This window comes from Pseudomonas sp. 44 R 15 (assembly GCF_900004965.1).
In the GTDB taxonomy this organism is placed as follows: domain Bacteria; phylum Pseudomonadota; class Gammaproteobacteria; order Pseudomonadales; family Pseudomonadaceae; genus Aquipseudomonas; species Aquipseudomonas orientalis_A.
This window is the reverse complement of sequence record NZ_CVTU01000054.1, coordinates 65,597-91,553: the sequence shown is the minus strand read 5'-3', so window position 1 is coordinate 91,553 and position 25,957 is coordinate 65,597. Positions and strand designations below refer to the sequence as shown.

Here is a 25,957-nt window from a genome sequence, read left to right as displayed (position 1 = left end):
GCCGTCTCGCTTGTGGTCAAGCGATGGCGCCATCCTAGGAGGAAAAACACGGGCGAGAAGAATGAAAACTCCCAGATACCTGTAGGGGTTTTCTCAGAGAAAGGGTGGCAGTCTGCCCTGCGCTCACACCGCTCCGGGCAATGGCAATGCCACCACCTGCACGGGCAGTCAGTGAGTGCATCAGTGACTGACACACTGCCATCGGGGGCAAGCCCCCTCCCACATTTGGATCGGGCTCGACACAAGAAATCGGTCAGCTCCAAGGCCGCGGCCGAACGCAGGCTTGAATCCGTGGCTAACCGCTTTTATGTGGGAGGGGCTTGCCCCCGATGAGGCCCGGTCAGTGGGGACATCAGTGACTGACACACTGCCATCGGGGGCAAGCCCCCTCCCACATTTGGATCGGGCTCGACACAAGAAATCGGTCAGCTCCAAGGCCGCGGCCGAATGCAGGCTTGAATCCGTGGCTAACCGCTTTTATGTGGGAGGGGGCTTGCCCCCGATGAGGCCCGGTCAGTGAGTGCATCAGTGACTGACACACCACCATCGGGGGCAAGCCCCCTCGCACATTTTGTCGGGATAGACACGAGATCCCGGTCGGCGCCGGGTGCGGGCAAATTTACTGCGCAGGCCGCAACAGCTGCATCTGCTGGCGATAGTCATCCGTCACCTGCCGTGCCTGGCTGCTGCTGGTAATCACCCTGGGCGTGATCAACACGATCAATTCGGTGCGGTCTTTGGATTTACTGGTGTTGCCGAACAACCAGCGCAGGCCGGGGATCTTGCCCAGGTACGGCACGGCACTGACGGAGTCCGCATTGTCCTGTTTGATCAATCCGCCCAACAACACGGTCTGCCCGCTCTGCACGGCGACCTGAGTCGACACCGACCGTGTGGAAATACGCGGATTATTCGGCGTGTCATTATTCGACGACGCCTGATCCTGCGCATCACTGACCTGTTGCTGAATGTCCATATACACCAGGCCACCCGGATTAATCCGTGGCACCACATCCAGAATCACACCCGTCTGCACATACTCCACACTGCTCAAGGTAGTGTCGGAAGCCCCCGTGTTCACCGTGGTCTGGCTGATAGGAATGTTATCGCCCACCTGAATCTGCGCCGGCTGGTTGTTCATCACCACCAGCGACGGCGCCGACAGCACCTGGGTGCGGCCGTTGGTTTCCAGGGCGTGCAGGGCCACTTGCAGGTTGGAGCTGACGAAGGAATAGAACAAAGAGTCCGCCGCCCCCAGCCCGGCCCCGCCACCGCCCAACGCGCCCTGGCTGCCGGAGGCGTTCGCCACCGTGGTGCTGGTGGAATTGCCGGCCAGGCGGCCGAGGTACCACTGCACGCCCAGGTCCAGTTCACCGGTGAGTTTGACCTCAAGGATGCGCGTCTCGATCTGCACTTGCAGCGGCGGATTGTCGAGGCGTTTGATCGCCGATTCGATCTCTTTCCACTGCACCGGGCGCGTGCGCACCAGCAGTTGGTTACTGCTTTTTTGCGCGGTGATGCGCGTACCGGCGTCGAGGCTTTTGGCCGGCGCGCCTTCGGTGGTGTCTTGCTCGACAGTGTCCTCGGCTTGTGGCTCCTGCTCCTCATCCTCGGCGGCAGGCTGGTTGTTATTCAAGTTATTGCTCAAGCCGCCAGGCGTGCTGCCGGACGTGCTGTTGGTGCCGGGCGATGACAGGGTCGCGGTGCGCAAACCGGGCGCGACCTTGGCCGGGGCGTCGTCCTTGATCGCGCCGCTGCCGTAGATCTGCCGCAGGTACTTGGCCAGGTCCGTGGCCTTCATGTTGCGCACGTCGTACACATACATCTGCGGCTCGTTGCCGCCGCCTTCGTCGATGGTGTGAATCCAGTCACCGACTTCGCTGAGGTACTGCGGCTGCGACGAGATCGCGACCACCGAGTTGGTGCGCTCGATCGGCAAGAACCGCACCATGCCCGCCAACGGCATGCCACTGTCGGGCCCGAACATTTTTTGCAGCTCGGGCATCAGTTCGGCGACGGAGGCGCGTTGCAGGCCGAACACACCCACCGACATGCCCTTGAGCCAGTCCACGTCAAAGGTGTCGATGGTGTCCTGATAGTTGGCCAACTCCTCCGGGGTACCGGCCAGGCTCAGCACATTGCGCGCCGGGTCAACCAGCAGAAAGGCATTCTCGCGGGCAAACGGCTTGAGCAATTTCTGCATCTCGGTGGCCGAGATATAACGCAGTGGAAACAGTCGCGCCGACAGGCCGTTGGACGGTTGCGCCACGCGCATCTGCGGCACCAGCTTGCCCGCCACCGCCTGGTTGGCCGGCAAAATCACATAGCGGTTGCCCTGCTTGATCATGGCGTTGTCGGTCCACGACAACAGGGTTTCGAGAATCGACAGCGCCTGCTCCTTGTTCACCGGCTTGGAGGTGGAAAAGCTGACGTTACCCTTCACCCCCTGGGCAATGCTGTAGTTCTCATGCAGCAGGTCACCCATCACGCTGTTGATCACCGCCTCGATTGGCTGGTCGGCGAAGTTGAACACGATGTCGCCGCCCGCCTGCGCCTTGCCGGACGGCGCCGCTGTGGGTTGGCGCACGAACTGCTGGTTGCCGCGAATCAATTGGCGCTGGGGCGGCGTCTTGGCCTGGGGCTGGCTGCTGTCGACCGGGGCCTGTTCGCTGGCCGGGTCCACGGGCGGGCGTTGCGCGCCGGTGCCCTGCATCGCCTCATGCAGCAAGGCCTCGTCCGGGTCCAGATGCTCAGGGAATGTGCCGCAGCCACCGAGGGAAACGGCGGTGGCCAGGCAAAACACGGTGGTGCGCAAAGCGCCGGGGAATGTATCGATCAAGGGGCGGACTCGTGAGGAAGGGTAATCGGGGGTGTGGTCGACGGCGGCGGCAGACGCAGGCCTCGCAGGCTCAGGGTCTGCGTGCGGCCGTCGAGGACAAAGCGGGCTTCGCGGGGTGTCAGGTGTTCCAGGCGCCAGCCGTTGGGCAGGGTCTGGTCCTGGTGGACTTTCAAGGGCGGGCCGTCCGCGCGTTTGAGCAGTGCGACGCGCAGGTCGCCGTCCAGTACGATGCCGGTCAGCGTCAGGCTCGACAGGCTGGAAACGGCGGCTTGGCCAACCGCGCGGTCAGGGCTGCGGTCAGGGCTGAACAGCGGCGCCTGCCAGGTGCCGGCGAGGCTTTCCAGGGTTGCGCTCGGGGCCACCAGTACCTTGGCCGTGGCGTTGGCGCGCGCATCGGGTTCGGGCGCCGGCAACCACTCAGGCGCATCGCCGATGCTGCTGAGGATGCCGACCATCAACAGGCCCAACAGCCCGGCCACGCCGAGCAACAGCCACTCCAGGGGACGCAGTGCGTTGATCATCGGCGCACCTGCGCGGCGGAAGCCGGTTGCAGGTAGCCACGCACGAGCAGGTGCACCACCAGTTGACCGGCACCACCGCTGGCGGGCGCGTTCGGCCCACGGCGGATGCTCATCTCATCGACAAACAGAAACGGGCGCTGGTACTCCAGCTCATGCAGGATCGCGGTCAAGGGTTCGATGGCGCAGTTCAGGGTCAGGCTGACTTTGACTTGGCGGTAGGGTTCGCTGTCGTCCTGCTCGGGGGTGATCGGCATGCGCTGCGTGAGGCTGCAGCCGCCACCGAGGCCGGCGCGGCTGTTGATCAGGTCGGCGATGCGTTGCATCAGGTCCGCCGCCACGGCGCTGGGGTCATCGCCGGGCAGCAGGCTGGTGCTGCTGGCCGGGTCCTGGCGGGCCTCCTCGAGTTGCTGACGCAGGGAATCACCCTGGCGCAATATGCCGGCGTAGCGTTGCTGCTGTTCGCGCAGCTGCTCGGCCTGCTCGCCCATCTCGCGCAAGGGGCCGGCGAACCAGCTGTCGACCAATAGCCAATACGCGGCGCCGAGCACCAGGGCCAGGCCGATCAGGGCTGCGCCACGGCGCTCACGGGGTGTCAGTGGTCGGCGCATCGGCGGCCTCCTGGTGCAGGTGGGCGCGCAAGGAAAATTGATCCTTGCCGGTTTGCGCATCGGGTTGGATCACCCCTTCGAACTGGGCATTTTCCAGGCTGTGGCAGCCCTTGATGCGGGTGATCAGGGCGCTGGCCTTGGCGCTTTGCCCGGAGAATGAAACGTCGGCGCCGTCGTTGACTTCCAACTGGTCGATCCAGGTGTCGGACGGCAGGCAGGCGGTCAGTTCGTTGAGCAGCCCGGCCAGCGGCGGCTGGGCGGTCTTGCGGCGAATCAGGTACTGCGCGGCGCCACGGGTATTGAGCAGTTGCTGGCGCAGGGCCTGGATCTGGGCGACCTGGGCTTTTTGCGCGCGCACGCTTTGCTGCATGCTGTCGAGCACGCGCTGGCGGTCGTTGAGCCACAGCAGCATGGCGGCAATCAGCAAGGCGCCGCACAGCCACGGCAGGCTGCGTTGCAGGCCTTTGCCCGCCGGGCGCTGGCGTGGACGCAGCGGTACCGGCAGCAGGTCGATGCCCATCGGGACGCCCGCCGCGTCCACCACATCCACCGCGTGTGGCTGCAAGCCGAGGGCGGCGCACTCCGTGAGGATCTGGTCGAGGCGCTCGCGCAGGATCGCCACCAGCGTCACGTGCACGTGGGTCGGAGTGCGCCGCTCCTGGCGCGCGACGAAGTACAACTGCGCCGCATCGAACGGGGTAAAACGGTCCAGTTCATACCCCACCACCGTCGCCAGGTTGCGCGCCGCCGCCGGGGGCAACTGCAAGGCTTGCACCAGCACCGCCGAGGGCGCCAACAACAGCACCTGGCGCGCCTCGCCGGCCACGGGCGACACGGGCGCGGTCAGCGGCCATGGGTACACATGCTCGGGGATGTCCTGCAGCGACAGCCAGGCCGGCAGGCAGCCACGCAGCTCCTTGAGCCACAGCCGCCAGCCCATTTGCAACAGGCTGCCGCGCCAGCGCTGGGTGATGGGCTCCGTCAGCAGGTGCAGCCGTGCGGATAAGGGTTCGTTCATTCTTGCCAACGTAAGACTCGATAAGGTTGTGCGCTGCCTTGCGCGGGGCTCAATAACACGGTGGCTTGCAACTGGGCGTGGTAGCCGCCGGGGCGTTGCGCGCGGCTGTCGATCACCAGCACCTCACCGGGGTCGGCGCCCACCGCACTCAGGTGCGGCAGGTTCAAGGCGCGGCGCATCAGCGTGCTGGCGAAGGCCGGATCGGGCCGGTCCAGGCCACTCCACAGGCTGATCTCGGGAACCAGCGCGCTGTACAGCGCCTGGGTCATGCCCGGCAATTGCCGCACTTCTTCTATGACCCTGAACGGCGCCAGGCCCTGGTTGCGTCGTACCTCGAGGTCCTTGGCGAGTTGGCCGGCCTGGGCCTGGGTTGCACCGCAGGCCAGGGCCAGCCGCGCGAAATCGCCGACCGCGGCGCTGTTCAAGTACAACTTGCCGCGCTCGCTGCGCAGGCTGACGTGCAACTGCGCATCATCGAACACCAACGGGATTTCACGCCCATCGGCGATCCACTGTTTGCGCTGCAACGGGTCGGCCAGGCCCTGCAGCGCCAGCGCCACGCCCGCCTCGGCGGCCAACACCGCCTGGGTGTGCTGGCGGTGCCACGCCGCCTGGCGGATTTCCAGTTGCACCCAGCCGGCCAGGCCGCCGAGCAGCAGGCTGAGCAACGCCAGCACCCACAGCACCAGCAGCAGCGCGACACCGCGCTGATGCCGGATCATTCGGGGCCCCCACTCGACAGGTTCAAGCGCAGCGCGATCACCTGGGTGACCCAGGGCACCGGCCCGTTGACGCGCGCCGCAATCCGCACCGCCGAGGGCAAACGCCGGGTCCACGGCCACTCGCTGATCCAGCCGGTGGCGTTGCCCTTGGGCGACACGCCGCGATAGCTGAACTGCAGATCTTCGACCCCTTTCAATAACACCTGTGGCTCACTGCGCGACGCCGGTACGCTGACCTGCGCTTGAGACTCAAACCGCGCGAACGCCACCTGCAAATCGCGCTGCGCCTCGGCGCCGGTCAACTGCAGGGTGAAGCGCTGAATCCCGCCACCGAGCACGCCCGGCAGGGTCGCGACAAACTGCATGCGCTGTGGACTGCCGGCGAAAAACCCGTCGGTCTGGCTGTCGTCCTCGGTCACGTCCAGGGGCAGCGCCTCGCTGATCGCCGTGCGCAAAAACTGCTGCGCCGCCCGCATTTCATCCAGGCTGACCGTGTAGCGCTGCGCCTTGAGCACCGCGCGATTGGCCCCCAGCAGCGCGCCACCGACCAGGGTCAGTAATACACCGAGCAGGCTCAGCACGATCATGATTTCGAGCAGGGTGAAGCCCTGCTGACGGCGCTTCACAAACCGGCCCCTGCCGCACGCAGTTTCAAGGTGCTGAAACTGGCGTGGCGCGGCCCCTCGCTGACCGTCAGGTCGAGGCGAAACAACTGCGGCTGGCCGATCCGGGTTGGCTGTTGGGCGATGCGCAGTTGCCAGGCGATGCCGTCCAGATCGCCCTGGCGCACGCCATTGGCCAGGGGACCTGCTGCTTCCTGGTCCATCACGCTGACGGCAGCATGGCTCAGGCGATCGCTGTGGGCGACGTGCAACAACGAGCGCGCGCTCTGGCCGAAGGCGACCAGCAGCACCGTGCTGCAGATCGCCATGAGCGTCAGCGCGGCGAGCATTTCCAGCAGGGTGAACCCGGCTTGCCGCTTCATGGCAGCGCCCTGGACTGCACGCTGCCGGTCAGCCAACCAATATCGATGCGCCAGCGCCGGCTGCCATTGGCCAACAACAGGTTGCCGCCGGTGGAACTGCCATCGGGGTAGAACTCCACCGCCGAGCCTACATGTTCGGCGGTGTGCAAGGTGACTTGCAGGTCGGCCGGCCAGTGTTTTTTCGGGCGGCCCGGGGCCTGGAAGCTGAGGCTGCGCAAGTCGAACGACGTGCTTTGCGGGGTGCCGCTGACAATCGCCCGCGCCCGCGTGCTGCGCAACGCCTCGACCATCTGCCCGACCGCCTGGCGCTCCTTGGCGGCGCGCAGGCCTTGTTGCAGGCCAAAACCCACCAAGCCGGCCGCGATGCTGATCAAGACGATCACCACCAGCATCTCCAGCAAGGTAAAACCACGTTGGGCGTTGGCCATGTTCAGCCGTTATTCCCAGTTGCCCAGGTCGGCGCTGTAGCCTTCGCCGCCGGGCTGGCCGTCCTGACCGTAGAAAATCAGGTCGAACGCGCCGTGCTCACCGGGGAAGCGATAGCCGAAGGCATGGCCGAACGGGTCCTTGAGGTCTGACGGCTTGGCATACGGCCCGGCCCAACCGGCGGTGTTGCCTGGCTTGTCGACCAGTTGCTGCAGGGACTTGGGCGGCGAGCCGACGTCCAGGCCGTAGCTTTCGATTTTCATGCTCAGGCTGGCCAGCTGCGCCTTGCCCGCGCCGTACTTGCCCTTGTCGACGTTACCGCCGACCTGGCGCACCACGATGGTCGCGACGATGCCCAGCAGCACGATCACGGCGAGCATTTCCAGCAGGGTAAAACCGCCCTGGCGGCGGGCGGGCTTGAATCGGGTATGGCGCATAGGTGTGGATCCTTGAGGGTTCATATATTGCTGGTCAGGCTCATCAGCGGCAGCATGATCGCGAGCATGATCACCGCCACCAGCACCGCCATGACCAGGGTCAGCGACGGCACCAGCGCGGCGAGCAGGCGGTCGATGCCGCGCTTGGCTTCAACGTCGAACACATCGGCGACCTTGAGCAGCATGCTGTCCAGTTCACCGGCCTGTTCGCCGACTTCAATCATTTGCAGCGCCAGGTCGGGCAGCAGCGGCTGCGCGCCGAAGGCACTGGCCAGGGTGCCGCCGCCCTTGACGGATTCGGCGGCCTGGGCGACTTGCGCTTGCAGCGCGCGGTTGGTGCAGACCTGCCGGGCGATCACCAGCGCCTGCAGCAGCGCCACGCCGTTGCTGAGCAAGGTACCGAGGGTGCGGGTCAACCGCGCCGCTTCGACCCGTTGCAGCAGCGGGCCGATCACGCGAATGCCGAGCACGCGCCGGTCATAGCGTTCACGACGCTGCGGGTCGCGCAGGCGTGCGGCCAGCGCCCAGATCGTGACGATCAACCCGGCGAAAACCGCCAGGCCATAGGCCCCGAGAAACTGGCCGAGCCCGAGGATCACTTCGGTGATCAACGGAATGGGCACGCCCAGATCCTTGAAGATCGGCACAAACTGCGGCACCACGTAGGCCAGCAGCAGCGCCAGCGAGCCGAGTACGCCGACCACCAGAAAGGCCGGGTAGATCAGCGCATTGATCACCTCGCCGCGCAGTAATTGGCTGCGCTCCAGGTAGTCACTGAGCTGGCGCAGGGTGTTTTCCAGGGCGCCGCCCGCCTCGCCCGCGCGCACCATGCTCAGGTACAGCGGCGAGAACTGGCGGCCCTCTTCCTCCAGCGCTTTGGATAACGGCTGGCCGGCCTTGACCTGTTCGCGGATACGCTCGATGAGTGCGCGGGTCTGCGGCTGGCCAGGTTGCTTGAGCAGGATGCCCAGCGAGCGCTCCAGCGGCTGGCCGGCGCCCAGCAAGGTGGCCAGTTGCTGGGTGAAACTGACCAGCGCCGCGCCGCTCAACTGACCACGGCCAAGGGCATTGCGCAGCCCCTGGGCACCGGCGACGTCAACCTGCAACACCAGCAGCCCGCGCTTGTGCAACAGGGCGACGGCGGCGTCGTGGTCCTTGGCCTCGAGCGTGCCGTGTTGCGCGGCGCCCTGGCTGTCGAGGGCGCGGTATTTGAACAGGCTCACGTGCCCTCCCCTCGGGTCACACGCAATACTTCTTCCAACGACGTCACGCCGGCGACGGCCTGGCGCAGGCCCTCTTCATGCAAGGTGCGCAGGCCGCCACGGCGGGCGGCGGCTTCCAGGGTGGCGGCATCGGCCTGGCGCATCAGCAGGCTGCGCAGTTCTTCATTCATCACCAGCAGCTCGGTGATTGCACTGCGGCCGTGGTAACCACCGCCCGGCGTGTCGGCGCGGGGCCGATAAAGCATGATCGGGCGCTCATCGGTAAAGCGGTCCAGGCCATGCTCGGCGATCAGCTCGGGCGGTGCTTCGAAGGCTTCCCGGGTGGCCGGGTCGAGGCGGCGCACCAGGCGCTGGGCCAGGATGCCGTTGACGGTCGAGGCAATCAGGTAGCTTTCGACGCCCATGTCGAGCAGCCGCGTGATACTCGCCGCCGCACTGTTGGTGTGCAACGTGGACAGCACCAAATGCCCGGTCAGCGACGATTGAATAGCGATGCGGCAGGTTTCCAGGTCGCGGATTTCGCCGATCATAATCACGTCCGGGTCCTGACGCACGATGGAGCGCAGCGCGCCGGCAAAGTCCAGGCCGATGGCCGGCTTGACCTGAATCTGGTTGATGCCTTCCAGTTGATATTCGACCGGGTCTTCAACCGTGATGATCTTGCGCTCGGCGGTGTTGAGCCGTGACAGCGCGGTGTACAGCGTGGTGGTCTTGCCCGAGCCGGTCGGGCCGGTGACCAGCAGGATGCCGTGGGGACGCTCCAGCACTTCAAGGAAGGTTTCCAGGCGCTGGCCATCAAAACCCAGGCTCTGGAAATCGAACTGCACGGTCTGCCGATCAAGCAGACGCATCACCACCGACTCGCCAAAACTGGTAGGCACCGTGGACACCCGCAGGTCGAGTTCCTTGCCCTGGATGCGCAGCATGATCCGGCCGTCCTGGGGCAGACGCCGCTCGGCGATGTCCAGGCGCGCCATGATTTTAACCCGCGAAATCACGGCGGCGGATGAGCTCGACGGTGGCGCCTCGGCCTCGTGCAGCACGCCGTCGATGCGGTAGCGCACCTTGAGCTGGTTTTCGAAGGGTTCGATATGGATGTCCGAGGCGCGATGTTCCACCGCGCGCTGCAGGATCAGGTTGACCAGGCGAATCACCGGCGCCTCGGAGGCCATGTCCTTGAGGTGTTCAATGTCTTCCAGCGCGCCGCTGTGCTCGTCGAGATTTTCGATCAGCGTGCCCATGGCCGAGCGGCCCTGGCCGTAGTAGCGCTCGATCAGGGTTTCGACCTCGTTGCGCGGGCCGACCGCCAGCCACACCGGCACGCCGCAGGCATAGGCCAGGGCCTGGAACGGGTAGACCAGCGACGGGTTGGCCGCCAGCACGCGCAGGCCACCCTGGCTCCAGCCCACGGGCACCACCTGGTAGTGGCGCATAAAGCGCTCGGTCAGGCTCGGTAACGGGTCAAGCAAGGGTGGCGCGGCGTCGGCCAGCAGCAGCGGCGCGCCGAGCAAGTCGGCCCAGGCGCGGGCCAGTTCGACTTCGGAGACCAGCCCCAGGCGGGTCAGCAGGCCAAGTAATTCGGAGTCGCCGCCTTCTTGGGACAGGCGCCGGGCGCGCTCCAGGTCCACGGTTTTCAACCCGGCCTGTTGCATCAGCCACGCGCAGACCTGTTCGGTATCCGGGACGTGCATCTGGCAGGCATCGATGGGCGTTGAGGGACTGAGCATGGGTAAAAATCTGAAGGGCTGTAAAAACCTCCTGTAGGAGCGAGCTTGCTCGCGAAGGACTCAAGGACACCGCGCTCATCCAGAATGTCCGCGTCATCGTTGACGTTCTTCGCGAGCAAGCTCGCTCCTAAAGGGTCAGGCTTACTTGGTGGGGGTGGCCGTTGTATTCAACGGGCGGCCACCCTTGGTGGTTTCGGCTTTCTGCTTTTTCGCCGCCTTGGCGTCGTGGGTCTGGGTCAGCACGGTGGAGTCGGTAGCACCCGACGTCGCATCGGCGTCGGTTGATTCAGCGGCCATGGCCGCGCCACTCAGTGCAACGCCCAGCACGAGGCCAGCACCCAACAGGGACATTTTCATAAACATTCTCCAGTTCAAAAACAGCGGACAGCTCAAGTGGCGCCTTGAATTCGATCAAGACCCTACACTAAAGCGTTGTGTATGACAGCTTGTATAAAACATGGCCTTTTAGAACTACCGGGCAACGCCACTAGTTCGCCATGCCGCCATATATTTTCTTAAACCAATCGACTAGTAGGTTTAGTCTTAGTTCCGAAAGGTAAGGAAATATTTCTTATTTCACGCAAAAATTAGCTTTTGTTTGACTTATAACCGCAATAATTGCCTTAATTATGCCGTTTTAGCGGTTCAAAACGCCATCGCGTGATACCACTTAGACACTACCCATAATAACAACTCATACAATTATTAAACTTTTAATACTGCGGAACCTGCCAAGTAGTCGCAATTAGCCATCGGTTAAACATTGCGCTCAAGGCGGACTATTGCCCGTAAAAAAGTGACGAGCGCGCTGTGTAAAACGCGTGTTTTGGCGCCCTATTTCAATCAACAGTTGTCGGAGAATTCCATGAACAAACGCAAGATGATCGGTGCGCAGTCGGCCTTTGCCCTGCTGGCACTGGCCGTGTCTCAGGTGCATGCGGCCACCAGCCCGGCCCTGGATGAGGGCCGGGTGAGCCGCGCAGAAAAGGCCGCGGATAAAACCCTGGCGAAGATGACCATGGAAGAGAAACTCGCCTACATCGGCGGCACTGGCGGTTGGGACGTCAAGCCGTTGACCCAATACAGCATCCCGCAGATCCACGGTGCCGACGGCGGTGTCGGCGTGCGCTACACCAGTGAAGGCAACGCCCAGGGCGTGGTGTACCCGTCCGGGCCGAACCTGGCAGCCAGCTGGAACCCGCGTCGCGCCATCGACCTGGGCCGTGCCCTGGGCTACGACACCGCCAGCGGCGGTTATCAGTTCGTCACCGGCCCCGGCGTCAACCTGTACCGCATGCCGTACAGCGGCCGTGCGTTCGAGTATCTGTCGGGTGAAGACCCCTTCCTCGGCGCCAGCCTGGGGCCGGCCGTGATCAACGGGATCCAGTCGCGCGGCGTGTGGGCCAACGCCAAGCATTTCGCCGCCAATGACCAGGAAAGCAACCGCTTCCATCTCAACGAAACCATCAGCGAGCGCGTGCTGCGCGAGATGACCCTGCCGCCTTTCGAGTCCGCCTCGAAGAACAGCAAAGTCGCGATGATGATGTGTGCATTCCAGAAAGTGAACGGCGAGTTCGCGTGCCAGAACAAGCACCTGATGCGCGACATCCTGAAAACCGAATGGGGCTATCCGGGCTTCGTCCAGAGTGACTACAACGCCGTGGTCGACGGCTTGCCGGCGGCACAGGCCGGTACTGACCTGGACATGATGGGCTACCAGATGAACAGCACCGTCCTCAAGCCGTACCTGGACAGTGGCGAGCTGAGCAGCGCGACCATCGATGACAAGGTGCGCCGCATCCTCAAGCAGATCTACCTGTACAAGTTCGACAGCAAAGCCCCGCTGACCAGCCACAACATGAACAGCGCCACCAGCAACCGCACGGCGCTCAATGCCGCGCGCGAAGGCATCGTGCTGCTGAAAAACCAGAACAGCCTGCTGCCGCTGGACGCGAAGAAGGTCAAGCGCATCGCGGTGGTCGGCACCCTGGCCAAGTACGCGCCGCCTACCGGTTTCGGCAGCGCCAACGTGATGGCCGCCAACTACATCAGTGAGCTGAGCGGCTTGCAGCAACTGGCCCCAGGCGCCAAGGTCGAGTTCATCGACGGGCTGTCGCTGGACCCGGCCGCCTCCAGCTGGACCCATGCCGACAGCAACGGCAATAGCGTCAAAGGCCTGAAGACCGAGTTCTTCAGCAACACCAACTGGTCCGGTGACCCGGCTGCCACCCGCACCGACGCGCACGTCAACCTCGACTGGTCCACCGACAGCCTGCCAGTCAATGGCGACACTGCCGCCACGTCGATTCGCTACAGCGGCCAGATCACCCCGACCGTCGGCGGCGAACAGGTGTTCAAGGTCCGCGCCGACGGTGCGGTACGCCTCTACGTCAACGGCAAGAAAGTCCTCGACAACGGCGACGGCAAGCCGCTGCCGAACAACAGCATTCCGCCGACCATCCCGGTGTTCGCCAAGGTCAATCTTGAAGCCGGCAAACCGGTCGACATCAAGCTCGAATACTCGCGCCGCAACGGCTACCTCTCCACCATGGGCGGCCTGGTTGGCGTGCAGATGAGCTGGGCATCGCTGGTTGCGCCACAGGACCTGGCGCAGTACGACGCCGTACTGGTAGCAGCCGGCAACAGCAATGAATACGAGGGCGAAGGCTTCGACCACAGCTTCGACCTGCCGGAATACCAGAACCTGCTGATCCAGAGCATCGCCAAGGTCAACCCGAACACCGTGGTCACCCTGCATGGCGGCACCGGCTTGAAGATGAGCGACTGGATCGACCAGGTGCCGGCCGCACTGCACGCCTTCTACCCTGGGCAGAACGGCGGCCAGGCCCTGGCAGAGATCCTGCTGGGCAAGGTCAACCCGTCGGCCAAGCTGCCGATCAGTATCGAACGCAACATCGAAGACAACCCGATCTACGCGACTTTCCCCACGTTCGACAATCAGGAAACCCTGAGCGAGATGAGCTACAAGGACGACCTGTTCCTGGGCTATCGCGGCTACGAGAAGAAGGGCATCAAGCCGCTGTATCCGTTCGGTTATGGCTTGTCGTACACCACCTTCGGCTACAGCAACATCAGCGTCAGCCCCGGCGTCGCCGTGGCCGGTGCGCCGATCAAGGTGTCGTTCGATCTGGCCAACACCGGCAAGGTCGCCGGCGCCGAAGTGGCCGAGCTGTACGTGGGCCAGAACAACCCGAAAGTCGAACGCGCGATCAAGGAACTCAAGGGCTACAAGAAAGTGTTCCTCAAGCCTGGCCAGAGCAAGCGCGTGACCATCGAGCTCAACGACCGCTCGCTGGCCTACTACGATGTGGCCAGCAAGCAGTGGGTGGTGGATGCCGACAGCTTCAACCTGTCGGTGGGCGCTTCGTCCCAGGACATCCGCCTGAACGCCAAGCTGGTCAACCCGTTCCGCCAGGAACTGTCGACCACCACCAGCAACCCGCTGCCGCGTTCGGCGCTGAACTCGACGTTGCGTGAATCGACGGTGAAGACCGGCGGCGTACTGCATCAAAATGAAGGGGACAGCGGCACCAGCGACGGTGATGGCTATGACATGAGCGATGACAGCAGCCAGGGCAGTGCTGCGGGCAACTGATTCTCTCCCCCACATGATCGTTCCCACGCTCTGCGTGGGAATGCCGCCTGGGACGCTCCGCGTTCCGCCGACAACTCAATGCGTACAGGTGACGCAGAGCGTCACGGGATGCATTACCACGCGGAGCGTGGGAACGATCAATGACACTGCAGCGCTCAACCGTAACCACGATGCGAAGCGAGCCGCTCTTGATCTTGATCTGCTTTTGATCTCAGGCGCCCCGTTAAACCACGCTGGCCGAACGCAGGCTTGAATCCGTGGGTAACCCGGCAGGACGCCGGGTTAGCCGCCCCGCGCCATGGATGGCGCGTGGCGGCGGCCCACGGATTCAAGCCTGCGTTCGGGCACACCGAGCCTAAGCGAGGTGCCGAGTGGTGGGGCAAGAGCGTTTTGCTTACTTTTGCGCTTTTCAAAAGTGAGCCGCCGTAAGGGCGGAACCCTAAGCAGCCGTGACCGCAGAACCGGATATGTACTCGGTCTGATCCAGCATCCTGGTCGGCCCAGAGGCCGCCATCGGGGGCAAGCCCCCTCCCACATTTGGACCGGGATCGACTCAGGCTCTAATGGCCGCTTCGACCCGCGCAATGTAGGCATCGAACCGCGCCACCAGGTCCACCTGCTCCGGAAAGCGCAGCCACTGGATCTGCAGGCCATCCATCATGGCCAAAATTTCTTCCACCAGCCCGGCAATGTCCACGTCACTGCGTACCTCCCCCGCCGCCACCAGGTCGGCAAACTGCCCCTGCAGTCGTCGCTGGATCCCCGCATAGCGCTCCTGAAACCAGCCCCACGCCGGTTGCGTATCAAGCAGACTTTCCGCATTCAAAATGGTAAATGCGCGCACCACACCAGGCGCGGTGGCATTCGAGCGGTTGATCGCGCGCAGGCTGCCAAGCAACCCGCTCAACGACTTCTCGGCGCGTACTTCATCGGCAATCCGTTGGTTGACTTCGTCGCGGCGTTGCAGCACGCCCATCAACAACGAGATCTTGCTGGGAAAGTGATGCAGCAGGCCCGCCACGGAAATACCGACAATCGCCGCCACCTGGGCCACGGAGGCGCCGCTGTAGCCCTCCAGGGAGAACACCTGCAAGGCCGCGTCCAGCAGCTCTTCGCGGCGTTTTTCACCCTTGGGTGCGCGGCGGGTTTTAGGGGCAGGTTCAGTCATGGGAACGTCCTTGTGGGCAGGCTTGCACCCTATCCAAATTGCCCCTGGGCCGCAAATAAAGCTCAGGCGCTTTCGCGTTCGATCAGGCGGCAGTCCAACAGGTTCAAGCGCTGTACCTCATCCACCACCGGCAGTACGCCAAGGCTTTCCAGTATCCGCGTGGCCGCCAGCACACCGATGTCCAACGCCGGCGGCTTGATGGTGCTCAGGCTCGGCAACAGCATTTCGGCAAACGGGTAATCGCCGAAACCGAGTACCGCGCAGTCCTGGGGGATTTTCAACCCGGCACGCTGCCCTGCCAGCAAGCCGCCGGCGGCCAGGTTGTCATTGGCGAAGAAGATCGCGTCGGGCGGTGTGGCATGGCTCATCAGGCTTTCCATCGCCTGCTTGCCCGCCTCAAAGGGCGCGCGGTCGGCGTCGGGAGCGAAGACCCAGGGCTGCACGCCCAGTTCGATCAGGGTCGCAGCAAACCCCTCGCCCCGCTCGCGGGCGCTCAGGTCCCCCGCGGCGCTGTTGTGCACGAAAGCAATGCGTCGGTAGCCCTTGGCGTGCAAGTAACGCGCGGCCGTCACGCCGACTTCATAGTGGGAAAACCCGATCTGCAACGGCTTGCGCTCGGGTACGTAGTCCCAGGTTTCGACCACGGGGATGTCGGCATCGGCGATCATCTTTTCGGTGCCCGCACTGTGAAAACGGCTGGTCAGCACCAGCGCAGCCGGCGACCAGCCGAGAAAGGCGCGCACCGCACTTTCTTCCTGCTCGGCGCTGAAATAACTGGACGCCAGCAACAGCTGGTAGCCATGCCGGCTGAGGGTATCGCTGAAACCCTGGAGGGTATTGGCGAAGATCGGCCCCGAGATGTTCGGGATCACCATCGCCACGATGCGGCCCCGTGCGGAAGCCAGGCCACCGGCCACCAGATTCGGCACATAGCCCAGTTCGGCGACCACCTCGGCAATACGTTCGCGGCGCTCGGGCGAGACTTGCTCCGGCTGATTGAAATACCGCGACACGGTAATCGCCGACACCCCGGCCTGGTGCGCGACGGTGCTCAGGGTGACGCGGCCGGCGCCACGGCGTTTGCGCGGTTTTGCTTCAGTCACGGAGGGCGTCCAGTAAAAAACCAAAAAGAATATAAAACTAATTTTTTAGTATTTGACGCTCTAAACGCGAGCCTTCAATAATATCGATGTTAGCGCTAACAACGCGCATTGTCTGCTACTCGCTCGAGCGAATGCCCAAGACATCCACACAGGCGCTGGCGGTCGCAGAACCGCAGCGGACCAGGGCACTTTTCGAGCGGGCATCGCATGCACACTTTTCCACGGCACACCCATTTACTGCTTCTGGCTGGCCTGAGCGCCCTTCCCGTCCCCGGCGCTTTTGCAAGCGACGAACCGGAACTCACGCTCAAAGCCGTTACCGTCACCGCGACCCGGCGCGAAGCGTCGCTGCAGAAAGTCCCGGTGGCGGTCTCGGTGCTCGACGGCGAACAACTGGAACGCGACAACCGCAATGGCGTGGCGAGCATCGCGCAGCAAGTGCCGTCGCTGAATTTCCGCACCGGCGCCTCGAACAAGGACACCTCATTGTTCGTACGCGGTGTGGGCACCATTTCCACCTCCCCCGGCGTCGAACCGACGGTGGCCACGGTCATCGACGGCGTGGTGTACGCCCGCCCCGGCCAGGCCACCCTCGACCTGCTGGACCTGGAGCGCATCGAAGTGTTGCGCGGCCCGCAAGGTACGTTGTTCGGCAAGAATGCCTCGGCCGGAGTACTGAATATCACCAGCAAGGCGCCGACTGAGCAGACCCATGGCTTTATCGATCAGTCGTTCTACAGCGGCAACGAAAGCCGCACCCGCTTCAGTATCGGCGGCAGCCTGGTGCCGGAGGTGCTCAAGGGTTCGATCAGTACCTTGTTCGGCAGCTACGACGGCAACGTCGACAACCGCCACAATGGCCAGGAGGTCAACGGTTACAACCACAAGGGCATTCGCGGCAAGCTGGAATTCACGCCCGATGACGACGTGAAGCTGACCCTGATCGCCGACTACATGCAGTCCCACGATGACGCACCCAATGGTGTGGTCAACCAGTCCCTGAGCCCGGCGTTCGGCAACGCGTTGAGCCCGGCTCGCGCCTCCAGTGACAACCGCGACATCAACACCGATACCCGCAGCCATGTGCAAGACACCAACAAGGGCTTGTCGGCCCAACTGGACTGGAACCTGGGCGACTACACCCTGACCTCGATCACCGCCTGGCGCGGCTGGGACAACACCCAGTATCAGGACGGCGACCGCCTCGGCACGGTCAGCGCCGCCTTCCCCGGCACCGCCGACAAGGGCGACCTGGCGTTCGACCAATACTCCCAGGAACTGCGCCTGGCCTCCCCCAAGGGCGAGTTCCTCGAGTACGTCGGTGGCCTGTTCTACATGCATGGCAAGGACGAGGAAACCTACCGGCGCACCCTCACCACCACTACGCGCACCGACCGGGGCATCGCCGACTACAGCACCACCAGCGACAGCTACGCGGCGTTCGGCGAGACCACCCTCAACTTCACCTCGCGCTTTCGCGGTATCGCCGGGTTGCGCTATACCCATGACGACTTGAAGTACGACCACCGTCGCGTGTCCACCTCGTCCACCACCGTCAGCGGCATTCAACCGGCCACCGCAAGTTCCGGCTCGGTGGACGAGGACGGGTGGTCGGGCCGCCTCGGTGTACAGTACGACCTGAGCGACAGCGTCACCAGCTACCTGACTTACTCGCGTGGCTACAAAGGCCCGGCGTACAACGTGTTCTTCAACATGCAGCCGCGTGACACCGAGGCGTTAAAACCGGAAACCTCCAACACCTGGGAAGCCGGGATCAAGGCCAGCGCGTGGAACAACCGCCTGACCACCAACCTGGCGGTGTTCCACAGCGCCTACGACAATTACCAGGCCAACTTTTTCGACACCGTCGCCGGCCAGGTGGTGACGCGCCTGATCAACGCCGGCAGCGTCAGCACCGAAGGGGTCGAGCTCGATTACGCGCTGCAGGCCACCCAGCAACTCAAGCTCTCCGGCGCCCTGGCCTATACCCGTGCACGCATCGACCAATTCGCCTGCCCGCCGGGCGCGGCGGCCACCTGCAACGTGAATGGCAAACCCCTGCCGTACAGCCCGGACTGGAAAAGCTACGTGCGCGCCGACTACAGCATCCCCCTGGATAACGGCCTGGATATCGAACTGGGCACCGACTACAGCTGGCAGAGCGAAGTGCAGTACGACATCAGCCAGAACCTGGACACCCAGCAAGGCGCGTATGGCATCTGGAACGCCAGCGTGGCCCTGGCCGACTACACCCATGGCTGGCGCGTGGCGCTGCTGGCGAAGAACCTGGCCGACAAGTCTTACTCACCGCTGCTGGCCAGCGGCGGCAACTACATCTACCGCGCCGTGCCCCGTGACGATGAACGTTACGTCGGCGTGCAACTGCGCAAGGATTTCTAGCATGAGCCGTCAACTCAAACTCGGCGCGTTCCTGATGGCCACCGGGCACCATGTGGCCGCGTGGCGCCACCCGGATGTGCCGGCCAATGCCGGGCTGGATTTCGCCCACTACAAGCACCTGGCACAGGTAGCGGAAGCGGCGAAGTTCGACGCCCTGTTCGTGGCCGACAGCATTGCCGCCGCCACCGGTGAGGTCGCCAGCCGGATGGCGCGGTCGGATCATTTCGAACCGCTCACCCTGCTCTCGGCGCTCAGCGCCGTGACCGAGCATATCGGCCTGATCGCCACCGCCACCACCAGCTACAACGAGCCCTACCACGTGGCGCGCAAATTCGCCTCGCTGGATCACCTGTCCGGCGGCCGCGCAGGCTGGAACCTGGTGACCTCGGACAACGCCGCCGAAGCGCTGAACTTTGGCCGCGATGAGCATCTGGGCCATGCCGAACGCTACCGCCGCGCGCGCGAGTTTCATCAAGTGGTGACGGGGTTGTGGGACAGCTGGGACGACGACGCCTTCGTGCGCGACAAGGCCAGCGGGCGCTATTACGACCCGCTCAAATGCCATGTACTGGACCATGTGGGCGAGCATTTCCAGGTCAAAGGCCCGCTGAACGTGGCGCGCTCCCCCCAGGGCCAGCCGGTGATCGTGCAGGCCGGCTCTTCGGAAACCGGCCGTGAACTGGCGGCGCAGACCGCCGAGGTGGTGTTTACCGCGCAGACCTCATTGGCCAATGCCCAGGCGTTTTACCGCGACCTCAAGGGACGTATGGGCCGCTATGGGCGCGAGACGGACTCGCTGAAAATCATGCCGGGCGTGTTGGTGGTGGTCGGGCAGACCGAAGCCGAGGCCCGGGCGAAATTCGACACGTTTCAGGAACTGGTCGAGCCCCAGGTGGGCGTGGCGTTGCTGGGACGCATGCTGGGTAATTTCGACCTGTCCGGCTACCCGCTGGATGGACCGTTGCCGGCGCTGCCCTTGACCGACAGCGGGCAACGCAGCCGCCAGCAACTGTTGAGCGAGCTGGCCCATCGTGAACAACTGACACTGGCGCAACTGGGGCGGCGGATTGCCGGCGGACGCGGTCACTACAGCCTGATCGGCACGCCGGAGCAGATTGCCGATGAACTGCAGCACTGGTTCGAAAACGGCGCGGCGGATGGTTTCAATATCCTGGTGCCGCACCTGCCGGGCGGGCTGGAGGACGTGGCCCGCTGGGTGGTGCCGGAACTGCAACGGCGCGGCGTGTTTCGTCGCGAATACAGCGGCACCACACTGCGGGAAAACCTTGGTTTGGCACGGCCCGCAAATCGTCTTGGCACTACTCGATCCCGGGCGCTATGAGATCAAATGTGGGAGGGGGCTTGCCCCCGATGGCGGTGTGTCAGCCACATAATTCATACCTGACAGAAAGCCATCGGGGGCAAGCCCCCTCCCACAGGTTGATATGTGTTTACATCCCTCAGAAATCGACGGTGGCCGACAACAGGTAGGTACGCGGTGTCGACAGGGTCAATCCCGGCTCGCTGTCATCCGAGGCGCCGGCCGAACTCCAGTAGCGCTTGTCGGCGACGTTCTCCACATTGGCGCGCAGGGTGATGTGCTTGTCATCGACCTTGAACGCGTAGCGCGCGCCCACGTCGATGCGGTTCCAGGCGTCGATCTGCTTGACGTTGGACTGGTCCAGGTACTGTGAGCTGGAGTAAATGCCGCGACTGGTCAGGGTCAGGCCTTCCAGCGTCGGCACGTCCCACTCGGCGCCCAGGTTGACGTTGTATTTGGGCGTGGCGGGCGCGCGATTGCCGTCGAACGTACCGTTGGTGGTGTGGGTCAATTCGCTGTCGATGACCATCACCCCGCCGAGCAGGCGGAACCCCTTCAGTGGTTCGCCGAACACGCTCAATTCCATCCCATTGTTCTGGCGCTTGCCGTTGGGGCCGAACACCCGCGAGGTGGCGTTGGTCTCATACGCCGGTTGCCTGATACGGAACACCGCGGCGGTCACGGCAAAGGCACCGGCGTCGTACTTGGCGCCTGCTTCGATCTGGCGGCTGATGAAGGGCGGGAAGATTTCGTCCTCGTTGATCGAGGTGGACGGTGCGACCTTGCCCTGGCTCAGACCTTCCATATAGTTGGCGTACAACGACAGCTTGTCGGTGGCCTTGAACAGCACGCCGCCCGAGGGCGAGATTTTTTCTTCATCGTAGGCGGTGGCGCCTTTGACGTTGTCGGTCCAGTCATCCACCTGCACCCGCTGCCAGCGCGCGCCAAGGGTCAACAGCAAGCGGTCGTCGAAAAAGCCCAGGGTGTCGGACAAGGCCACGCCGCTGAAGGTGTTTTCGGTATAGACCTTGGAATCAAAGCGCGTCGGCCGCGAGGGCACCCGGGTCTGGACCGGGTTGTAGAGGTTGCTCGGCGCCGCGGCATACCGCGCGCCGCCGTTTTCAAAGTCCATGTAGAAGTAGCTGGCCGCCAGGTTGATTTCATGACTGACCGGCCCGGTGTGGAACCAGCTGCGCACGCCGGCAGTGGCGGTGCGCACGTTCTCATCGCGGGTAAAATCACGCGGCAGCACGCTGAAATCCCCGGCGTTATTGGTGACCGACACTGCGTGGCGCAGGAAGTCATGGTTGCTCTTGCGTGCGCCTACCCCGCCGTACAGCATCACACTGTCGCTGAGGTCGAACTCGCCGTTGACCGTGCCAAAGGTGTCGTTGGTACTGGCCTTGCTCCAGGACTGCGCGTAGTTGCGTCGCACGTCACTGGCGCTCGGCACCCTGGCATTGGCGCCGACCTGCACACGCTCCTGGGGCGCGTCGGTGTCACGTTCGGTACGGCCGATATCGGTGGATAGGCGCAGGCGCTCGCCGCGAAAGTCCAGGCCGAGCACCGCCATTTCGCGATCGACCGACTGATGGTCCCACTCTGTGTCCCCGGCCTGCTTCACCCCGTTGAAACGGATGCCGAATTTGTTGTCCTCGCCAAACCGACGCCCGATATCCACTGCGCCACCGGCCTGGCTGTCGGAAGCCCAACTGCCGGTGAACGAATTGATGTCCTTGTCGGTAGCCCGCTTGGGCACCACGTTGATCCCGCCGCCGACACTGCCGCGTGGGGAGATGCCATTGATCAACTGCGTCGGGCCCTTGAGGATATCGACGCGGTCGGCCATTTCCATGTCGATGGTGTAAGTCGGCAACACACCGTACAGGCCGTTGTAGGCCACATCGCTGTTGAACAGGCTGAACCCACGGATGGTGAACTGCTCATAACGCCCACCGGCCGGGTTGGTGGCGCGTACCGAAGGATCGCTGGCGATCAGATCGCCGAGGGTGCGCGCCTGCTGGTTCTTCACCGCATCGGCGGTGTAGGTGGTCATGCTGAACGGCGTCTCCATGAAGTCCCGCGCGCCCAGCAGCCCTTGCGAACCACGACGCGCCACCTGACCACCGGCATAGGTGTCGCCGTCGGCCAGCCCCGTGGTGCCCACGATCGACGTCGGCGCCAATTGCAGGCTCGCGCCCTCCGGCACCGCCACCAGCACATACGCCTGCTCCCCCATCGGTTGCAATTGCAGGCCGGAGCCTTGCAGCAACCGCGCGAAGCCTTCCTCCACGGCGTAATCGCCAGACAGGCCACTGCTGCTGCGGCCGCTGACCAACGCCGGATCGACCGACAGGTTGACCCCCGCCAGCCCGGCGAAACGCGTCAGCGCCGCGCTCAAGCTGCCGGCGGGTACCTGGTAGCTGCGACGGGCGGCGGTGTCTTCGGCGTAACTGAACGGGACGAACAGCGGGCTGGTGCTGAGGCTGAGCATCAGGCTCAGTTTCAGTAAGGGACGCAAGGACAGGTTGGGGACTGCGGGCATGGGAAGGCTCTCGATTTTATTCACTGCCTGGAATGACAGGCGAGGTAAAAAAAAGGGACAGCCTGCAGTTGAATAATTATTCCTGGGCGCGATGAGATAACCATCCAGGTATCGCCGCCGCCTCCATCGGCCTTGCGATCAAATATCCCTGGACCTCATGACAGCCCCACCCGCTGACAAGCTCATACGTTTGAAGGGTCTCAACACCCTCAGCCACCACGCGGTACCCCAACGAATGGGCAAGTTTGATAATTGTGCGTACCAGACGCTGACTCCTGGACTGCTGAACCAGGTTTTCAATCAGTGAACGATCCAACTTTACGACACTGGCGGGCAGCCGTTGCAGGTGGGACCAGTTACTGTAGCCGGTTCCGAAGTCATCAATGGCAATCTCGATACCCAACGCACGCAGCTGATTGAGATGGAGCAGCACGCTGTCGAAATCACCTATGCGGGCGCTTTCAGTCAACTCCACTTCCAGTAACCGAGGATCGAAATCAGCCTGTCGAACCCTATGGACCAGCGCGCTTATGAATACTGAAGACTCAATATCCTGCACCGTGACATTGATCGACACTTTGAAATTCAAGCCCTCACGCTGCCACTGAGCCGCCTGGTCGATCGTGTTGCGCAAGACCCACAGACTGATCTGCCCCATCAACGCTGTTTTTTCAGCCAGCGGGATGAACTCGGAAGGTCCGATTGCCCCCAGAAGCGGGTGCTCCCAGCGCAGTAGCGCCTCAACCGACGTGCATGTTCCGGTGCCTATATCAATACGAGGCTGGTAGACCATTCGAAATTGTTCATCACTGGCTATAGCCGTTGCCAGCGAGCTCAGGATAATAAAAGTGCGCTGCTGCGCGGCGTCCAATTTATCTTCGTAGTAACCCCAGCCAACCATTCGATCCCGGGCATCATCGGCGGCGCTGATGGCCAGACGCAGACACTCATGCGGCGACTTGCCTGCCCCCTCAAGTTTCAACAAGCCCACGCCGACGGTCATCTGCAAAGGAATGTCGTGGCACAGTACTGGCGTGATGTAGTCATTGATAATGGCTTTGCTGACAGCTTCTGCAATGGGGTACGGCAAAATAAGGCCGAACCGTGTAGGGCTGATTTTGTAAAGCCGCGATTCGGATGGGACAATCCCTAACAGGCGCTCCTTGATAGCCAGCATCAATTCCAGGGAAAACTCATAGCCCAACGTCTTGACTATCTCGTTCAAAAAGTCGGGAGAGATCACATCAATCACGACGATACTGCAGACTTCTGCGCGATTCTGAGCATTGCCGATGTCGCTCTCAAGCCGAGCGCGGTTGTACAGGCCTGTGGCCGGGTCAACATAGTTTTCCGATCTGAGCGCAATGATTCGACTCATCACCAGTCCAGCCAGATGCCTGAGCATTGAGGCATCTTGCTCGCTCATCATTGGCCTAGTGACGGTGTCGATCACGCACAGAGCGCCAAGACCCAAACCGTCGTCAGTGGTCAGGGGCGCGCCCGCGTAATAGCGGATGCCTGGAAGCCCGGTGACCAGGGGATTGTCCTGGAAACGCAGATCGAGCGTCGCGTCCAGCACCTCGAGAAGCTCGTGCGAGTACAAGGTATAAGCACAGAAAGATTCGCTGCGGGGCGTTTCATTGATGCACACGCCGACCTTGGCGCGGAACCACTGTTTGTGTTCATCCACAATTGAAATGAGCACGATGGGTGCCCGGAAGTATTCAGCACAGAGCGCAACGATTTGATCAAACGTACCATCGCGCTGATCGTCGAGCAGACATAGCTCTCGAATACGCAGAAGACGACGTTGCTCAAGGGTTGACAGATCTTCAGCGTGTTCCATCAGACTCTCAACGAAGGTAATGAGATAGAGGACGATTGTTCGACGTCCAATGCATACGCAGTGCGACCGACGATTCCTGCGCGACCTAAGCCACTTGAGTCGCGAACCTGCCCACCGCCTCGACGACTCTCTTGGCGCCATCCTGAATTTCAACAATGACCTGGCCGGCCTGCGTGGCAAGTTCAAGGCCTTGCTCCGCCTGGGACTTACTGTTTGCCATCTCAGCGACGGTTTGTTCCACCAGCTTCTGGTTCTGCAACACAACCGATGCGATTTCTTCAGTCGCGGTACTGGTGCGGCCGGCCAGTTGTCGAACTTCATCGGCTACCACAGCGAAGCCTCGCCCCTGCTCACCTGCGCGAGCAGCTTCAATCGCCGCATTCAATGCCAGCAAGTTGGTTTGCTGCGCAATGCTGCTGATCGTCTGAATGATCGAGCTGATCAACAACGACTGCTTGCCGAGCGCCTCTACCCCGCCGGAGGCCGCCTGCATATCACCCGCGACTTTACGCATGGTGTGCATCGTATCGTTGACTACGACGGCTCCGCGCTGAGCAGTTACATCCGTCTGCTGGGAGATCTCAAATGCCGTTTGGGCTGCTTCACTGACGTCCTGTTCACGCGCGACCTGGTCGGTGATAACCGTCGCAAACTTGACGACTTTGCAGAGCGTTCCTTCGGTGTCATAAACCGGGTTATACGTCGCTTCCAGCCATACCGTCCTACCGCTGCTGTCAACACGCTCAAATCGCCCGGCGACAAACTCACCCTTATTCAAGGTAGACCAGAACTCCTTGTATTTCTGCGACGACGCTTCATCCGGCCTGCAGAAAATACGGTGGTGACTGCCCTTTGCCTGGTTCAGGTTGTAGCCCATCGCTTTCAAGAACTGCTCATTGGCCATGAGTACATGCCCGGAAAGATCGAACTCGATCACGGCCGTCGAACGAAGTAATGCATCGATGAAGGATGTGTTTTCCGACGCTTGTTCCACGCGCGAAGTGATGTTTGTGGCATGGCAGGTCACATGGCTCAACTTGCCATTTTCATCCTTTACAGGTTGCCAATGTGCGTGAAGCCACACCAGGGAACCATCGGCGTGCAGGTATCGGTATTCATCAGAGATGGACTTACCCGCCGCTACCGCTGCTCGAAAGTTGTGGAAGCATGGGAGCTTGGATACGTACTGCGGAACAACATCAGCCATGGCGCGACCCAGGAGCCGATCCTGGTCGTAGCCCAAGGCGCCTGCGAAATGTTCGTTGCAGGCGATAATTTTGAATGCCGGGTCGATACTCATCGTCAGCATTTCGCGGTTCAGGCCATCGCGCAGTTGGCGCAGCTCCAACAGCTCTGCCGTTTGAGCGTGAAGCTGGTTCTTGAGTTTGGTATTGAACATGGAAAACCGCCTATAGGGTCATAACAAGTCTATCGGCACCGCCTGCATGATAT

19 protein-coding genes and 2 pseudogenes are annotated in these 25,957 nt (G+C 62.7%); 3 read left to right on the top strand and 18 right to left on the bottom strand.

Annotation, left to right across the window (positions count from 1 at the left end; all coding sequences use genetic code 11):
• Positions 1-619 precede the first annotated feature (619 nt).
• From gspD to BFP93_RS06620, 12 genes are all read right to left on the bottom strand, one after another.
• Complete coding sequence (gene gspD, locus BFP93_RS06675) at positions 620-2,839, bottom strand: type II secretion system secretin GspD (RefSeq protein ID WP_065892513.1); 2,220 nt, start codon at positions 2,837-2,839, stop codon at positions 620-622.
• Complete coding sequence (locus BFP93_RS06670) at positions 2,836-3,360, bottom strand: general secretion pathway protein GspN (protein WP_065887213.1); 525 nt, start codon at positions 3,358-3,360, stop codon at positions 2,836-2,838. Before BFP93_RS06670 ends, gspD begins: the two co-directional genes overlap by 4 nt.
• Positions 3,357-3,968, bottom strand: coding sequence for a type II secretion system protein GspM (gspM, locus tag BFP93_RS06665; RefSeq protein ID WP_065887267.1), 612 nt, complete (start codon positions 3,966-3,968; stop codon positions 3,357-3,359). Before gspM ends, BFP93_RS06670 begins: the two co-directional genes overlap by 4 nt.
• A complete protein-coding gene (locus tag BFP93_RS06660) occupies positions 3,943-4,986 on the bottom strand; it encodes a PilN domain-containing protein (RefSeq protein ID WP_065892512.1) in 1,044 nt (347 codons plus the stop codon). Before BFP93_RS06660 ends, gspM begins: the two co-directional genes overlap by 26 nt.
• The gene (locus tag BFP93_RS06655) at positions 4,983-5,708 is read right to left on the bottom strand and encodes a general secretion pathway protein GspK (protein WP_065892511.1); all 726 of its coding nucleotides are present in this window, start codon (positions 5,706-5,708) and stop codon (positions 4,983-4,985) included. Before BFP93_RS06655 ends, BFP93_RS06660 begins: the two co-directional genes overlap by 4 nt.
• Positions 5,705-6,334, bottom strand: coding sequence for a prepilin-type N-terminal cleavage/methylation domain-containing protein (locus BFP93_RS06650; protein ID WP_065892510.1), 630 nt, complete (start codon positions 6,332-6,334; stop codon positions 5,705-5,707). The genes BFP93_RS06655 and BFP93_RS06650 overlap by 4 nt, the downstream gene beginning before the upstream one ends.
• Entirely contained in the window at positions 6,331-6,693 is a 363-nt protein-coding gene (locus BFP93_RS06645; protein ID WP_065892509.1) for a type II secretion system protein, read from the bottom strand. The genes BFP93_RS06650 and BFP93_RS06645 overlap by 4 nt, the downstream gene beginning before the upstream one ends.
• Entirely contained in the window at positions 6,690-7,121 is a 432-nt protein-coding gene (locus BFP93_RS06640) for a type II secretion system protein (protein WP_065892508.1), read from the bottom strand. Before BFP93_RS06640 ends, BFP93_RS06645 begins: the two co-directional genes overlap by 4 nt.
• Positions 7,122-7,130: 9 nt before the next feature.
• Positions 7,131-7,556 (bottom strand): type II secretion system major pseudopilin GspG, encoded by a 426-nt coding sequence (gene gspG / locus BFP93_RS06635; RefSeq protein ID WP_017478966.1) that lies wholly within the window; start codon positions 7,554-7,556, stop codon positions 7,131-7,133.
• A gap of 20 nt (positions 7,557-7,576) precedes the next feature.
• Complete coding sequence (gene gspF / locus BFP93_RS06630) at positions 7,577-8,779, bottom strand: type II secretion system inner membrane protein GspF (RefSeq protein ID WP_065892506.1); 1,203 nt, start codon at positions 8,777-8,779, stop codon at positions 7,577-7,579.
• Positions 8,776-10,470: a type II secretion system ATPase GspE gene (gene gspE, locus BFP93_RS06625; protein ID WP_065892528.1), complete on the bottom strand. Its 1,695-nt coding sequence runs from the start codon at positions 10,468-10,470 to the stop codon at positions 8,776-8,778. The genes gspF and gspE overlap by 4 nt, the downstream gene beginning before the upstream one ends.
• A 177-nt stretch (positions 10,471-10,647) precedes the next feature.
• The gene (locus tag BFP93_RS06620; protein WP_065892505.1) at positions 10,648-10,863 is read right to left on the bottom strand and encodes a hypothetical protein; all 216 of its coding nucleotides are present in this window, start codon (positions 10,861-10,863) and stop codon (positions 10,648-10,650) included.
• 508 nt (positions 10,864-11,371) lie between these two features.
• On the opposite strand from BFP93_RS06620, the gene BFP93_RS06615 reads away from it, so the two are divergent.
• On the top strand, positions 11,372-14,122 hold the full coding sequence (locus BFP93_RS06615) for a beta-glucosidase (protein WP_065892504.1): 2,751 nt from the start codon (positions 11,372-11,374) through the stop codon (positions 14,120-14,122).
• A 553-nt stretch (positions 14,123-14,675) separates the two neighbouring features.
• On the opposite strand, the gene BFP93_RS06610 is transcribed toward BFP93_RS06615, so the two are convergent.
• Complete coding sequence (locus BFP93_RS06610) at positions 14,676-15,290, bottom strand: TetR/AcrR family transcriptional regulator (protein ID WP_065887195.1); 615 nt, start codon at positions 15,288-15,290, stop codon at positions 14,676-14,678.
• A gap of 62 nt (positions 15,291-15,352) precedes the next feature.
• Entirely contained in the window at positions 15,353-16,393 is a 1,041-nt protein-coding gene (locus BFP93_RS06605) for a LacI family DNA-binding transcriptional regulator (RefSeq protein WP_065892503.1), read from the bottom strand.
• Between the two features lie 207 nt (positions 16,394-16,600).
• On the opposite strand from BFP93_RS06605, the gene BFP93_RS06600 reads away from it, so the two are divergent.
• Positions 16,601-18,793, top strand: coding sequence for a TonB-dependent receptor (locus BFP93_RS06600; RefSeq protein ID WP_065892502.1), 2,193 nt, complete (start codon positions 16,601-16,603; stop codon positions 18,791-18,793).
• A 1-nt stretch (position 18,794) separates the two neighbouring features.
• Positions 18,795-20,135 (top strand): LLM class flavin-dependent oxidoreductase, encoded by a 1,341-nt coding sequence (locus BFP93_RS06595; protein WP_065892501.1) that lies wholly within the window; start codon positions 18,795-18,797, stop codon positions 20,133-20,135.
• Between the two features lie 118 nt (positions 20,136-20,253).
• On the opposite strand, the gene BFP93_RS06590 is transcribed toward BFP93_RS06595, so the two are convergent.
• From BFP93_RS06590 to BFP93_RS29590, 4 genes and pseudogenes are all read right to left on the bottom strand, one after another.
• Positions 20,254-22,659 (bottom strand): TonB-dependent receptor, encoded by a 2,406-nt coding sequence (locus tag BFP93_RS06590; protein WP_065892500.1) that lies wholly within the window; start codon positions 22,657-22,659, stop codon positions 20,254-20,256.
• A gap of 76 nt (positions 22,660-22,735) precedes the next feature.
• On the bottom strand, positions 22,736-24,505 hold the full coding sequence (locus BFP93_RS06585; protein WP_065892499.1) for a putative bifunctional diguanylate cyclase/phosphodiesterase: 1,770 nt from the start codon (positions 24,503-24,505) through the stop codon (positions 22,736-22,738).
• A gap of 85 nt (positions 24,506-24,590) precedes the next feature.
• Positions 24,591-25,025, bottom strand: a pseudogene (locus BFP93_RS29595) (methyl-accepting chemotaxis protein); the annotation flags it as partial.
• Between the two features lie 105 nt (positions 25,026-25,130).
• Positions 25,131-25,805, bottom strand: a pseudogene (locus BFP93_RS29590) (PAS domain-containing protein); the annotation flags it as partial.
• Between the last annotated feature and the right edge of the window lie 152 nt (positions 25,806-25,957).